15 protein-coding genes are annotated in these 12,895 nt (G+C 63.4%); all 15 read right to left on the bottom strand.

What is annotated here, in order from left to right:
* Nucleotides 1-67: 67 nt before the first annotated feature.
* The gene (locus AFERRID_RS03255) at nt 68-1,456 is read right to left on the bottom strand and encodes a sigma 54-interacting transcriptional regulator (RefSeq protein ID WP_113526029.1); all 1,389 of its coding nucleotides are present in this window, start codon (nt 1,454-1,456) and stop codon (nt 68-70) included.
* Nucleotides 1,456-3,012, bottom strand: a complete 1,557-nt coding sequence (locus tag AFERRID_RS03260; protein WP_225981834.1) for a TadG family pilus assembly protein — start codon at nt 3,010-3,012, stop codon at nt 1,456-1,458. The genes AFERRID_RS03255 and AFERRID_RS03260 overlap by 1 nt, the downstream gene beginning before the upstream one ends.
* Nucleotides 2,978-3,583 (bottom strand): hypothetical protein, encoded by a 606-nt coding sequence (locus AFERRID_RS03265; RefSeq protein ID WP_113526028.1) that lies wholly within the window; start codon nt 3,581-3,583, stop codon nt 2,978-2,980. Before AFERRID_RS03265 ends, AFERRID_RS03260 begins: the two co-directional genes overlap by 35 nt.
* Nucleotides 3,580-4,371: a tetratricopeptide repeat protein gene (locus tag AFERRID_RS03270; protein WP_232027743.1), complete on the bottom strand. Its 792-nt coding sequence runs from the start codon at nt 4,369-4,371 to the stop codon at nt 3,580-3,582. The genes AFERRID_RS03265 and AFERRID_RS03270 overlap by 4 nt, the downstream gene beginning before the upstream one ends.
* A 49-nt stretch (nt 4,372-4,420) precedes the next feature.
* The gene (locus AFERRID_RS03275) at nt 4,421-5,359 is read right to left on the bottom strand and encodes a type II secretion system F family protein (protein ID WP_113526026.1); all 939 of its coding nucleotides are present in this window, start codon (nt 5,357-5,359) and stop codon (nt 4,421-4,423) included.
* Nucleotides 5,360-5,366: 7 nt separating this feature from the next.
* Complete coding sequence (locus AFERRID_RS03280; RefSeq protein WP_113526025.1) at nt 5,367-6,308, bottom strand: type II secretion system F family protein; 942 nt, start codon at nt 6,306-6,308, stop codon at nt 5,367-5,369.
* Nucleotides 6,305-6,577, bottom strand: a complete 273-nt coding sequence (locus AFERRID_RS15435; protein WP_232027745.1) for a hypothetical protein — start codon at nt 6,575-6,577, stop codon at nt 6,305-6,307. The genes AFERRID_RS03280 and AFERRID_RS15435 overlap by 4 nt, the downstream gene beginning before the upstream one ends.
* A complete protein-coding gene (locus AFERRID_RS03285) occupies nt 6,484-7,638 on the bottom strand; it encodes a CpaF family protein (RefSeq protein WP_232027746.1) in 1,155 nt (384 codons plus the stop codon). The genes AFERRID_RS15435 and AFERRID_RS03285 overlap by 94 nt, the downstream gene beginning before the upstream one ends.
* Entirely contained in the window at nt 7,635-8,429 is a 795-nt protein-coding gene (locus AFERRID_RS15440) for an AAA family ATPase (protein ID WP_226858242.1), read from the bottom strand. The genes AFERRID_RS03285 and AFERRID_RS15440 overlap by 4 nt, the downstream gene beginning before the upstream one ends.
* Nucleotides 8,430-8,436: 7 nt before the next feature.
* Nucleotides 8,437-8,862, bottom strand: a complete 426-nt coding sequence (locus tag AFERRID_RS15445) for a response regulator (RefSeq protein ID WP_226858240.1) — start codon at nt 8,860-8,862, stop codon at nt 8,437-8,439.
* Entirely contained in the window at nt 8,859-10,283 is a 1,425-nt protein-coding gene (locus tag AFERRID_RS03295; protein WP_226858237.1) for a type II and III secretion system protein family protein, read from the bottom strand. The genes AFERRID_RS15445 and AFERRID_RS03295 overlap by 4 nt, the downstream gene beginning before the upstream one ends.
* A 25-nt stretch (nt 10,284-10,308) precedes the next feature.
* Nucleotides 10,309-11,280: a Flp pilus assembly protein CpaB gene (cpaB, locus tag AFERRID_RS03300; protein WP_113526021.1), complete on the bottom strand. Its 972-nt coding sequence runs from the start codon at nt 11,278-11,280 to the stop codon at nt 10,309-10,311.
* 108 nt (nt 11,281-11,388) lie between these two features.
* Entirely contained in the window at nt 11,389-11,874 is a 486-nt protein-coding gene (locus tag AFERRID_RS03305; protein ID WP_113526361.1) for a TadE/TadG family type IV pilus assembly protein, read from the bottom strand.
* A 20-nt stretch (nt 11,875-11,894) separates the two neighbouring features.
* On the bottom strand, nt 11,895-12,353 hold the full coding sequence (locus AFERRID_RS03310; protein ID WP_126604353.1) for a prepilin peptidase: 459 nt from the start codon (nt 12,351-12,353) through the stop codon (nt 11,895-11,897).
* Nucleotides 12,354-12,475: 122 nt separating this feature from the next.
* Entirely contained in the window at nt 12,476-12,649 is a 174-nt protein-coding gene (locus AFERRID_RS03315; RefSeq protein ID WP_113526019.1) for a Flp family type IVb pilin, read from the bottom strand.
* Nucleotides 12,650-12,895 lie beyond the last annotated feature (246 nt).

Genomic DNA, 12,895 nt, shown 5'->3' on the forward strand with positions numbered 1-12,895 from the left:
CGCAAACCGGTCGTTCGACGGATCCTTGTCGCTGCTGCTGATATGCCGACTGTGCGTCGGCTCGGTGTTACCCAGATAGCCCGTATTTTTTCATTTTGAGCCACAACGTCTTGCGGCTCCAGCCCAGCGCCTCTGCCGTTTCCAGTCGGCGCCACTGGTTTTTTTCCAGCGCGTCCAGGACTTGGCTGCGCTCCTCTGCCCTGGTGGAAAAATCCGGCGGAGTGCAGACCCCGGTGGTTTCGCAGTCGATTTCTCCGGCGCGCAAAAGATGCATGCATTCGGCCTGCTCCAAAGCCCCGTGGCCGAGGTAAAAGGCGGCAAGCCGCGCCGCCCGGTTGAATAATTCACGCACGTTACCCGGAAACTGGGAAGTATAAACCCAGTCCTTGAGCCAGCTCGGCAGTTCCGGAAAGGGGACATCGTCGTCGGAAAACTTTTTCAGGGCCAACCGGAAAGCGTGGGTGAATAGCAGCCACTTTTCGTCCCCGCCACGTTCCTGCAGAGTGGGTATATAGAGTTCGACCACACTGATGCGATGATAGAGGTCCAATCGGAAAGTCCCGTCCCGGATCATGTTGATGAGCGGCCGATTGGTGGCGGTGACCAGGCGGAAATTGATCCGCATCGTCTCGTTGCTGCCCACCGGGTGGATCACCCCGTCCTCCAGCGCGCGCAACAATTTCACCTGCTGATAAAAAGGCAGGTCACCGATTTCGTCCAGATACAGGGTGCCGTTATTGGCCTCGCGCAAAAAACCCGGATGATCGCGTACGGCGCCCGTAAATGCGCCCCGGACATGCCCGAAAAAAAGCGACTCGAACAGCGCATCGGGAATGGCCGCGCAGTTCACCGGCACAAAGGGCCCGGAGCGGTACTCGGGGTGGGAATCCGCCACCAGACGGGCGACATATTCTTTTCCGGTACCGCTGGCACCGCGGATCAGCACATTCACCGACAATGCGCCATAAAGACGGGCATTTCCCACCAGGCGGTGCATGCAGGGCGACTGATAGACGAAATCCCCGTCTTTAGCCATGGGCAACTCGGAGAGCGGGATGGCGTCATCCGCCGGTAGTTGCCGGGCTGTTGCGCCCTGCGTCACCACATGCAGGGTGTGTTTCAGTACCGCAGACAGACTCGCGCAATTGAAATAGGCGGGCAACACGACCCGTTCGGATAGCGGCGTCGTCGCATAGATGCTCTGTTCTCCGCTGCCCACCCAGATCACCGGTACGCCTTCTATCCGTTTCCAGGCGAGGTGGTTTTTTTCATAACGCCGCAGCGCGGTGGTGCTGATGAAAACGATATCCACGTCCATGGCTTCCGTGCTGGACGGATGATCCACCTCGTCATCGTAGCGGATGACCTCGGCGTCGGCATGCTGACTCAGACAGCGTTCCAGACGCTTGGCGAAATCATGCTGTCCTTCCCAGACTAAAACACGAATCATGTTCATCAGTACACCAGAACCGGGGGGATGGTGCCGCAACTGAGGGTCGTGTACGTCACCTTGGCATTACCGAGCGAGATACCGAGAACCTTTAATACCGGGGCAAGGAGGTCGTCCACTATTGGATTAAGCAGACCGTTCAGTAAAGAACCCAAATTTAATCCTAGCAAGTTGAGATTAAGGTTTAGCGGTGCCTGCCCAGCGCTTGTCGACCCGATGTCCCAAGGCTGATTGCCTGAGTTTGACGCAGTTTGGGGGATCGGCAGGCCGGTGAATGTATGATTCGAGAAATTCTGGGGAAGCACTACCGGCGTATTGGTTTGCGGGGCGAGAACGCCAATGGACGCGGTCAACAAACCGGTCCCCGCCCGAACGCCTACCTGACTCTGGCCTTGCGGCATCGTGCAGACAACGTTCGTGAGATCGGCGATCGCGGGGCTTGCCTGCAAATCGACCTTGACCAGGGAACCCAAAACCTGTAGCTGTAGGGCCACCTGTGCGGTCTGCGCCTGGGTTTTCCAGGTGCCGTCCGGGTTTTGACCGGGCTCGCCGTAGGCCAGCTTGGGTGGTGAGATGATGAACAGTTTTAAGCTGGCCAAGCCCAGCACGTTGACGCCGGGAACATCGACAAAGTGCTGCTGATTGGCCAGTTGCGCCGATGCAGTGATCAAACCCAGGAGATTGACCTGCGCATTGGCGGCGGCGTTTTTATCGGCCAGCCCCAGATTCAGAATTTTTCCTAACTGAATATTGGTACTGTTGGTGGTCGAGCCGATGATCTGCTGCAACGCACCCGTTGCGTTCTGACTATTGAGCAGGCCACCGTTGGCTTGATTGCCCAGAACCGTCAGTGCCCCCTGATAAAGTCCGGGCAGATTCAGGTTGGTGGAAAGCAGATGGTTCACGGTTCCCACATTCAGGGTTTGCGCGAGTTGCCCCAGCGAAACCGTCGTACCCAGCAGCGCATTATAGCCTGCTACACTTAAATTCAACGACGTGCCCAGCAATCCGCCGAGGATACCATTAAGCAGAGCCGACTGCTGGGTATTCAGATTCAGCACCTGGCTGGAGATCGAAAACCCCGCCGCCGGATTGGGCACCCAGGCGATGGCCTGGGCTTGCACGGTTTTCTTGGGACCGAAAAAGAAGAAATAGGGCACGCTCTCGGACAATTGCACCTGTACGGCATTGGCCTGATGGCCATAGGGCACGGCGGTGGAAAAATAAGTGGGACCCGTCTCGATCTGCGGATTCCAGTTGCCTTGAGTGGCCGTTATGTGCGTGGACGACGACGTCTGCAGCCCGTTTTTGACGGCGTTTTCCTGCGCCAAGGACTGGGCGTTGGGAATATCTTCCGCGCCCGCGATGGCCGCCATATCGGCAATCTTCTGCAGATTGCGCTGTACGTAGGTCATATGACCGATGTCGATGCCGAAGGCCAGCGCCAGGATCATGATAGGCATGACGATGGCGGCGATGATGGCGATATCGCCCCGCTCGCCCCTTCCGGCACGCCACCGGCGCGGATCAATACCCTGAAGCATTACCACCAGACTGGCCATTGCTCATTCCTTGCAGGGCGACGTTGCTCCCCGCGTTTTTCGTTGCAGACGACGATGTGGAACCGGAACTGCCCGTAAAGGATTTCAGGTAGTTCTTGAAACTCTGCCGAGCCTCGGCGCCAAGAATCGGCTGAAAGGTCCCGGGGTCCTCGCCTTCGCTCTGGAAAGCCAGCAACCTTTGCACGGAACTCTGGCGTTGCGCCGCCGGGGGCGCGGGCGGGGGCGGCGGGCTGGTGTTCGCCACCGGCGCGCTATGGATCACCGGCGGAACGACCGCTTCCACGGCCGGAGGCGGCAGTGCGGGTGCGGGTGGCTGCGGCGCCGGTGGCGCGGGGGTACGCACGGGAAGGGCGGCGGCTGGCGCGGCTGGCGTTGCGACCACCGAGGCCACCGACGCTGTCGGCGCAACCGCGGCCGGTGCCACCGCCTTCGGCAATTCATGCCAGCCGAGGATCGGGGGCTGCAGGTAATCCGAAGCACCATCAGCGGCGGCGAGGGGCATTACCCCAAAGGCGCAAAAGGCCAGCAGCATCTGCGGCAGGCGGTGGGAAAGGTGGGGGTTGCGGTTCATGGCACGCTCCTGGGTTCAGTGGCTGGCCCGGCATTACCGGAAGAAAACAATTGCGTCAACGGCGGATTGGGGAATGCGGGCATCACCGCTCCCGAGGGCGCGGTCGCCGCTGCGGGAGGATGGTCGCCGGCGGAAGTGGGCACGCCCGTCATCTGATTGGCTTCGCGGCGGATGCGCTGCGAGACGGCCCAACTGAAATGGTGCGCACCCATGATCTGCTGCGCCCGGAAGCCATCGCCGCGCAGCAGGTAGTACAGGGCAATATTGCTCCACACCCGCTCGTCCTGCGGGGCAAGCTCTCCGGCGCGGAACAGGGCATTGCGCGCGACATCCCAGTTCTTGCCCTGCAGGGCGGCGTAACCCAGATCATTCAGTATCCCGGCGTTCGTGGGATCCTCCCGTGTGGCGCGCTGGAACAGCCGGATGGCGCGGGTGACGTCGCCGCCGCGCGCGGCGATGAGGCCCAGACCCTGGTACCCCTGCGCGGCGAGGGGCGTATGCAATACCCGCTGAAAATAGCGCTCGGCCTGAGCCGGCTCACCCGTGGCCGCAAGGGCGCGGGCGCGCAACAGATCGGTCTGATCCGAGGCCGGCCATTCCTTCAGGTAGCGGTCCAGATAGGAAATTGCCGCATACCACTTCTGCTCGGCCTCCATTTTCTGGATCAGCTGCAGACTCAACCCCCGCAGATTGGAGGAGGAAACCTTCGGCTCCGGCGCGTTGGTGACGACCGGCGCCGACGGATGGGTGGCGCACCCCCCGGCGGCCAGGACGCAGAATGCGGCCACCCCCCGCTCAAGTGCCGGATTCCACGGACACGGTTCCAGGCGGTCATCTTCATCCCATCTTGTCGAAGAAACGCAGCAACGCGAGCACCGCAGGACCGGCCGTGATCAGCAACAGCGCCGGCAGCATGGTCAGGGTCATCACCGCCGTCATTTTGACGTTGAGTTTTCCGACCCTTTCGCGCAGGGCCATCTGCCGTTTTTCCTGAAGGCGGCCGGCGAAATCCCGCAGGGGCTGGGCCACGTCGCCGCCAAAACGTTCGATCTGACGGAGCATGTTCACCAGTTCCGCGAAATCCGCGTCGCCCAGTTGTTCCGCCAGCTTCTGCATCGCCTCCACGCGGGGGCGGCCAATGGCGATATGCTTGCTCATTTCGCGCATCTCGCCGGCGAGCAGCGGGATTCCCGCCTCGCTGGTCTGCGCCAGGGAGGCGAGACTTTGCTCCAGGCTCAGGCCGACGCCCTGCAGAAGGGCCAGCATGTCCACGAAAAACGGGATTTCCGCGTTCACCGCGTCCCCGCGACTTTTGGCCTTGCTCTCCAGGATGAATTTGGGGAGCAGGTAGCCAAAAATGGCCGCCGCCAGAAGGCTCATCCAGAAGGTGAGATGGAGCAGGTGCGGCGCCAGCAGATGTTCGGTCAGTCCGGTCACCACGACAAGTACGGCGGCCAGCAGAAAGCGTATCGTGTTGAAAATACTGGGGGCGGCAGGCCTCCGGTAGCCGGCTCTCAGGAGCAGGCGGGCATCCTCGCTGCTCCGCCAGCGATCCAGCAGATCCCAGCGCACGCTGGCCTGCTGCCCCCGCTCCATCTGCGCGGCGACTTCCGACGGTTCACTGCCGGCTTCCAGCTTCGGGGCGACGCGATCCATGGCCGAGCGGGCGCGGGCGACCATCACCAGACGGTACGCCCAGAAGAAGACGCCCAGCAGTACCGCCAGGGCGAGGCTCGCGACGGCCAGAGCGGTCAATAACGCATGCAGGTTCAGCATGATGGCGTCACCTCAACCTGGCCATACGATTGAGCAGGACCACTCCGGTCACCAGCAGGGTTCCACCGGCGATCAGGAGCATGCGCCCGGTCGACACCACCCACATACCCTGCAGGTAGCTGTGGTTCATCAGCACAATATAGAGGGCGAGCCCAGGAATCATCAGACTGAGAATGAGCGCCCCCAACCGGGTTTCGGCGGACAGGGCGTTAAACTCCGCCTGGGCCATCACCCTCCCCCGCAACCAGTCGGCGATGCGCTCGAGCACGACGTCGGTACGCCCGCCGTAGCGCATGTTCAGGCGCAGCACCGTGGCGATGATCGCCAGTTCCTGCATCTGGTAGCGTTTGCCGACCGTCAGCATGGCCTGGTCGATGGGGGTACCGGATTGCTGGCGGCGCATGATCTGGTTGAACACCTCCCGCACCGGCCCATGGGCATCCTTGGTGGCGCTCAGGAGAGCGGCGGGCAGGCTGGCGCCCACCCGCGAGGCGCGCACCACCGCATCCAAAAAACCCGGCAGGGCGAGAATCGCGGCGCTACGTCGCAAACCGATCCAGTAGCGAACCTGCCCCCACAGGGCCAGGGGATAAAAGACGAGGAGGAACGCCAGCGCCAGCCAGCCGCTGACCAGAAACGCCAGCAGCAGGGTGATCAGCAGGCCGACGATGGCGGCCTTGGGAAGATAGGTTTTCGGTCGCAACCCCGCCTGCCACAGCCATTCCTTCGCCTGGAGCAGGAAGGATTCCTTTTTGTAGCGGGCGGCATGGTCCAGCAGATCGTCCTGGGCAGACTCTGCATGCCCCGCTTCGCCCTGCTGCGCGTCGAAGGCCCGCAGGCGCTCGCGCAGGGCGTCCGGAAACGGCTGCCGCTGCCGGAAGGAGAGCCAGACGCCCGCCGCGATGCCGAGAAGCAACAGGGCGAAAACGATCAGACCCAGGGCCATCATTGCTGCCACCCGAACTGATCCTTCTCGGAGGATTCTGGACGATACTTAGCGAGTTTCGGACTGCGCGGATTGATGCCCGTGGATGTCCAGCGGTCGACCGTCTTGTTTTCCCGGTTCACCTGGGGTTCGTAACGGAAATGCTCCTGGGTGGCGATGATGTTGTCGCCGACGCCGGTCACCTCGGTGACGGAGGTGATGCGGCGCCGCCCGTCGGGAAAACGCTCGATCTGGACGATGAGGTCGATGGCCGAAGCGATCTGCCGCCGCATGCTGGATTCATTGCCCGGAAAACCGCCGAAGCTGAGCAGGATTTCCAGGCGCTGCAACGCCTCCCGGGGGAGTTGGCGTGGATCGTGCCCAGTGAACCGTCATGGCCGGTGGTCATGGCCTGCATCATCTCCAGGGCCTCGCCGCCGCGCACCTCACCGACGACGATCCGGTCGGGGCGCATGCGCAGGGTGTTGCGCAGCAGATCGCGCACGTTGACGGTACCCGCCCCGTCATGCCCGCCGGGACGGCTTTCCAGACGCACCACGTGCCTGCTCTGCAGTTGCAGTTCCGCCGTGTCTTCGATGGTCACCACCCGCTCCTCATCGGAGATATAGCTGGCGATGACGTTGAGGAAAGTGGTCTTGCCGCTGCTGGTGCCGCCGGATACCAGGATGTTGCAGCGCGCGCGCACCGCGAACTCCAGAAACTGGAGGATGGGCGCATTGAGCGTGGCCGTCTCGATCAGGTCCTCGGCGCGCAGCGGATGCGCCGGGAAGCGCCGGATGGAAATGACCGGCCCGTTCAGGGCCAGGGGCGGAATCACCACGTTGATGCGCCCCACGTTGCTCAGACGCGCGTCCACGGTCGGCGACGACTCGTCCACCCGTCTGCCGGTGGCTCCCAACAGACGATAGATGATACGCATCAGATGGGCTTCATCCTGAAACACCAGGTCGCTGTGCTCCAGCGTGCCTTTCCGTCCCAGATAGATTTCACGAGGTCCATTCACCAGAATATCTTCGATCTCAGGATCCTTGAGGGCCGTTTCCAGCGGGCCGTAGCCGGTCAGTTCATCGGTGAGTTGGTTGATGAGCACCTCGGTTTCTTTTTCGTTCAGCGGATAGGGGCGCTCCGCCATCAGGCGGTCCAGTTCCAGCGAGACGAAACGATAGACGGCACCACGGCTCAGCTCCGCGAAATCGGCGCCGATCTCTTCGACCCGGTCGATGAGCCGCAGATGCAGATAACCTTTGAACTGCTGGTAGGCATCCTGCTGGTTCAACGCCTTCGCGGTGGCCATGTCGAAAGGCTGCGCGCCAAAGGGACTGTCGTCGGTCATGCCATCGTCCTCCACCGGCGCAACCAGCCGGCCGCTCCACGGGTTCCCTCCGGGTTGCTGTCCGGCCAGATACGGCCCGCCAGCAACCCGGCACATTGTTGCACCGCACGACTGTAGGCGTCCTTCGGGAGGGCATCGACCGCCAGTGCGCCGCCGTTCATCGCCTGAATCAGGGGCAGGCGCCGTTCGGGGATGATGCCCTGGCCCAGCAGGGGCAACCCCAGCGCCTCCCCGACATGCGCCGCGTCGACACCCAGCGCAGGCTCGTAATGATTCACCGCCACACCCGCCTGCAGGCGAGTGCCGATTTTTTCCCGCAGATTGGCGGCGATTTTTTTCCCTTCGAGAATGCCTGCCACCGACTGGTCGCAAACCACGACGATCTCGTCCGCCGTCTGCAGCAGATACTGGCCGACCTCGCTGAACACCGCCCCACCGATATCGGCCACCACCAGATGATATATCGACAGGATGATTGCCAGCATCTGAAAGACTTCGCTGAGATTCAGTCCGCGCAGGTCCCGGGCCGCGGCGAACAGCGGCAACACCCCGAGACCACGGGTATTTTGGGCAATGGCCGTGTCCAGATACGTCTTGTCGCAACGCTCCAGATTGCGCACCGCCTCGGCAAAGGCGACGCGCGGCGCTATGCCCATATAGGTGGCGGCGGTCCCGACCGGGGTGCCGAAATCCAGCAGCAGCTCCGCGCTCTGCGGGTGGAGTGCGGAGAGGGACGCCGCCAGATTGCACGCCAGGGTGGTGCAGCCGCTGCCGACACTGCCCGCCACCACCACCAATTTACCGGCGCGCGCGCCGTTGCCGGGTCTGGGACAGGATGCGCCCCACCGCCATGCGCAGGGGTTCCGGCGCGCCGCCGCTTTGCACGAAGTCCACCGACTGGGCGCGCATGGCCGCCAGCAGCACCCGCTGATCGGCCACCGGCGCTATGCCGATCAGCCGGAGATCCGGGAACGCCTGATGCAGGCCGTCGAATACGAGGCCGAAATCGTCATTCTCCGCGCCGAAGTCCACGATCAGCAGCGCGGCGCCGCTCTGCCCGATGGCGGCGGAGATTTCATTCTGCCGGGCATGGACCGGCAGCACCGTGGCCAGACCATCGAGTGCGTGCCGTATCCACGTCAGGCATTCCGGGCGCCGGGACAGAGCCAGCACGACCACCGGGCCGGTGGCCTGTTCAAAGCGGGCGGCGGGTTCTACGCTCATTGACTGTATCCGGGACCGTTGTCGGGCTGATCATATTCCGAGCCCGGCAGCAATACCGCCTTGCCCAGATTGAAGCGGGAATGGGCAAAGGCCGCTCCCGGCAGTGGCGGGAGTTTGGCTCCGGCGGCGATGGGGCGCACCAGACGCGGGGTGACGATGATGGCGAGCTCCATGTCCTGCTTGGAATACTGGATGGAGCGGAAGAAGGCGCCCAGTATGGGCAGATCCCCCAGGATCGGCACTTTGCTGATGTTCTGCTGCATCTGGCGGTCCACCAGACCGCCGATAACCAGACTCTCGCCATTGCCGAGGGTGACGGTGGTGTCGGCCTGACGGACCAGCAGGGCGGGCACCGAATAGCCGTTGAGGGTGATGGCGTTGGTATAGTCGAGAGAACTGACCGACGGCGCCACGTGCAGGGCGATCCGGTGGGCGCTGAGGATGGTGGGGGTCAGATCGAGCTGCACGCCGTATTTTTTGTACTGGATGGTGATGGTGGGGGTGCCGACCCCGCTGCTCTGGGGTACGGGGATCGGGATTTCGCCACCGGCGAGGAAGCTCGCCTGCTGGCCGTTCATCGCCACCAGCGTCGGTTCCGCCAGCACCCGGAGGATATTATTGCCCTCCAGCAGGCTGAGGTAGCTGCTCAGGCCGCTGTTGCCGACCCCGCCCACCAGATTGAAGGCCTGGGTGAAGGGCGCCACGCCGGTGAGCGCCAGCGCCCCTGGTCCGCCGCTCGCGAGGGATACCGGATAATTGGCCGAGGTCAGGGTGGAGGGGCCGAAGGTGCCCAGGCTGAACCCGCCGGTGCTGGAGAAAATGTTGATGCCGACATTCTTCAACTGCGCCTTGCTGAACTCCACCACCTTGACGCCGACCTGCACCTCGTCATCCACCGGGATCACCGACTGGTCGATGACCTTGCCGGTTTTGCCGGCGGCCAGCGCCGCCGCTTCCAGGGCCGCTTCATGTTTCACCTGGTCCGCCACCGCGCCGGACAGGGTGACGGCGTCGCCCTGGGCGCGCACTGTCGGCATGCCCGGCGCCGGGGCCGCCAGCGGCGCCGCGGGCACCGGCACGCTGACCTGAAGCTGCCAGACCTTCGGCGTCTTGTGGCCGAGGTTCCAGACCAGCAGGCTGGTGGTGCCGGTACTGAGGCCGGTGATCAGAAACTGGCGGCCGCCGGAGCGCGGCAGCGGCGCCACCGATGCCGTTTTCGGGTTGCCGACGGCCACCCGGTAGGCCGGCTCGGTGAAACTCAGGGTCTGCTGGGTGCCCACCGGGATATTCAGCGCGCGATACCCGCCGCTCTGGTGCGCCGCCCAGGATGGATGGGCGCCGCCCTCCGTCGCCGGCCCTTCCGCCCAGGCGCCCTGGGAGCCCAGCGCCGCCAGGGTCACCACCGCCAAACTGCTCATCATCCATTTGCGCATCGTTCAGGCCTCTTCAGTAGGGTACCGCTGTTTTTTGTCCACCCTGATAGATCTCCATCATGGGCGGCGGAGGCAACGGATGCATCGCGCGCTCGGCCGCCTTGCTCTTGCCCGCCAGACCCGGCAGGGTCAGACCGGCATAGGCCCGGTTCTCCGGCTTTACCAGTGCCGCCTTGCGTTGCGCGACGGGTAGTTCCGCGGGCGGCAACGCCGGCGACGGGGTCGGGAAGGCCCCGGTATCGGGCAAGGCATGGTCTTTGGGATTGCGCAGCGCGAGCAGGAGATGGCCCTGACCGCTGGCCAGCGCCAGCGTCGCGGCAGAGGCGACGGGCACTTGCAGCACCACGGTGCTGGGCGGCTCGCGGGGCGGCTGGTTGCTGGAGCCCGCCGAACCGGCCGCTGGACCGAAGGCCGACGGCTCGCCCTCGGCGACATGGCGCAGCACCGTCTGCGGCCCCACCGCCAGCACCCGCAGATCGGCCAGCAGCAGGCGGCTCTGGGTCGGCCAGCCGCCGTGCATAGTCATCTGGTCACCGGCCAGGGTGGTGAAGACATCGACGAAATCGCCGGGCTGCAGATGGTCGCCCACGGCGATGGCCTTGTTGACGTCGATGGCCATAGCCACATCTCCTTCGGGCACCTGGGTAGCCAGACCGGACAACAGGTTGCTGGACATCACCGGGGCGCCCATGCCGATGTTCACCTGCGGCACCTTGCCGACGACGTGCACGGCCTCATGGAAGGCGCCGGCGGGAAATTCGGGGTAATGCAGGACCTTGACCCCGTCCGGCGGGATGGGGAACCCCGCCGACAGGGTTTTGGCCGCCACCACCACGGCCACCCCCGCCGCCGGCTGCTGTGGCGCTGCGGCGCTGGTTTTGCTCTGCACCACCGGACTGGGTTGGCTGACCATGTAGGCGGACACCCCCAAGGCGATGGCCAGCAAGACCAGTATCGCGATCACGATCTTCGCGGTATTTCCCATGCTACGTTTCCTCCCCGTGGTAGCCTCGCCTGGGCGGGCACCCGTCTGTGTTCTGAATGGCCTGATGGCCGACGTGATGAATCATTGCTGGACCGAAATCCGACCGCCTCAACCCCCCGGCAACAAATTGCCCGGATCCACCTGCATGGTCGCTTTGCCCACCAGTTGCGTGGGCGCGAACAGGCCGAAGCCCGGAAAAGGCGGAATCAGCGGATGCTGCGCGTAGGGATAACTGATCTGCACATGAAAGCAGATCAGGTTGGCGTTATAGGTGCAGGGCGCGGAAGTCGCCGTGAGATAAGCCGCCGGATCGTAGGCAGGGGTGAAGTTCTGCAACCACTGTACGGTCTGGGTCGCCATGGTCGTCGCCGCCGTGATTCGCGCAGCCGTGGCGCCTGCTGCGGTGGTGGCGGGCTGGTAACGCAGGGCCGCCCGCGCGCCGTTTTCAGCCGCCAGGGTCAGGGTGTTCTGGGCGGCGAAAATGAAGCCGAAGGTAAGGATGCCCCAGAGCATGGCGAAAAAGAGCAGGAAGACGATGGCGAACTCGATGGCCGCCTGACCCCGCTCCGCCGACTGGTCACGGGTCCGTGTCATGACGCAGGTCATGGCCGCCGTCATGACAGGGGCCAATGCAGGGCCAGCCGCCAGTGACCGAGCACCACCAGCGCGCAGCCCAGACCCAGACCCACGCCATAGGGGTACTGCCGCTGCACCCTGCCCGTGAACAGGCGGTCGCGGGCCACCAGCGCCAGGGTGATGACCCCCGCCGCGAGATAGACCGGGAACAGCACATCCACCCCGCCGAGGGCGCCCATAGCCATGAAAAACTTGACGTCGCCCGCCGCCACCAGGCGCCAGACATAGGCGGGCAGCAGGGCGAGAAAAGCGGCTGCGACCCCCAGCAGGGCGGCGCTCCACGGCGCGCCCAGGAGGCAGCGCCCCGTCAGCGGCAGCACCGCCAGCCCCAGCGCCAGGGCGCTCAAAGTCAGGCCGTTGGGCAGGCGCCGGCGACGATAGTCGCCCTGCGCCCCCCACACCGCCCACAGGGCCACCCCGATTTCCTCCCATCCCACATCTCCTCCTGTTTGTTCTTATTCTGAAAAATCCCCTGCGGACTACCGCCCCCATGCGGGGGAAGGGATTTTTCACAATGCCGCTGAACGGTGAGGCGCTCTCGCGCCTCACTAACAACTACTTACGGTAATTTAGAAGCAATTAAGTTAAAGACCGCATTTAATTTCGTACCCAGGGTCGTTACCGCTCCAATAATCACCACTGCAATCAAACCGGCAATCAGGCCGTACTCGATGGCGGTGACCCCTTCTTCCTCCCGCACGAAGCGGGCTACAGCGTGCTGCAACATCTTCATCGCTCGTTCTCCTTCATAATCCACCCAAGAAAATATCCGTTCCCAACGGCAGAGTCCCATCCGCCCGACCGGCAGCCGACAACTTGCAAACTGCGTGCCAAACCCATTCCTACCGACCGGCCTTTACTTGATGGGGGCATCAAGGAAACCTTGCCATCGGGTACACGCACCTTAACATGATAATATTATGAGAGGAAGTGTATTTGTATATAAACATATGCTTCTATTATGAAGTGTCCAATTCCA

This window comes from Acidithiobacillus ferridurans (assembly GCF_003966655.1).
GTDB classification, from domain to species: Bacteria; Pseudomonadota; Gammaproteobacteria; order Acidithiobacillales; family Acidithiobacillaceae; genus Acidithiobacillus; species Acidithiobacillus ferridurans.

What these genes read in the sequence shown, in the direction of transcription:
- AFERRID_RS03255 (WP_113526029.1), bottom strand. Translation starts at nt 1,456, where the DNA reads ATGAACATGATTCGTGTTTTAGTCTGGGAAGGACAGCATGATTTCGCC.
- AFERRID_RS03260 (WP_225981834.1), bottom strand. Translation starts at nt 3,012, where the DNA reads ATGGCCAGTCTGGTGGTAATGCTTCAGGGTATTGATCCGCGCCGGTGG.
- AFERRID_RS03265 (WP_113526028.1), bottom strand. Translation starts at nt 3,583, where the DNA reads ATGAACCGCAACCCCCACCTTTCCCACCGCCTGCCGCAGATGCTGCTG.
- AFERRID_RS03275 (WP_113526026.1), bottom strand. Translation starts at nt 5,359, where the DNA reads ATGCTGAACCTGCATGCGTTATTGACCGCTCTGGCCGTCGCGAGCCTC.
- AFERRID_RS03280 (WP_113526025.1), bottom strand. Translation starts at nt 6,308, where the DNA reads ATGATGGCCCTGGGTCTGATCGTTTTCGCCCTGTTGCTTCTCGGCATC.
- AFERRID_RS15435 (WP_232027745.1), bottom strand. Translation starts at nt 6,577, where the DNA reads ATGCGGCGGCAGATCGCTTCGGCCATCGACCTCATCGTCCAGATCGAG.
- AFERRID_RS03285 (WP_232027746.1), bottom strand. Translation starts at nt 7,638, where the DNA reads ATGACCGACGACAGTCCCTTTGGCGCGCAGCCTTTCGACATGGCCACC.
- AFERRID_RS15445 (WP_226858240.1), bottom strand. Translation starts at nt 8,862, where the DNA reads ATGAGCGTAGAACCCGCCGCCCGCTTTGAACAGGCCACCGGCCCGGTG.
- AFERRID_RS03295 (WP_226858237.1), bottom strand. Translation starts at nt 10,283, where the DNA reads ATGATGAGCAGTTTGGCGGTGGTGACCCTGGCGGCGCTGGGCTCCCAG.
- cpaB (WP_113526021.1), bottom strand. Translation starts at nt 11,280, where the DNA reads ATGGGAAATACCGCGAAGATCGTGATCGCGATACTGGTCTTGCTGGCC.
- AFERRID_RS03305 (WP_113526361.1), bottom strand. Translation starts at nt 11,874, where the DNA reads ATGACACGGACCCGTGACCAGTCGGCGGAGCGGGGTCAGGCGGCCATC.
- AFERRID_RS03315 (WP_113526019.1), bottom strand. Translation starts at nt 12,649, where the DNA reads ATGAAGATGTTGCAGCACGCTGTAGCCCGCTTCGTGCGGGAGGAAGAA.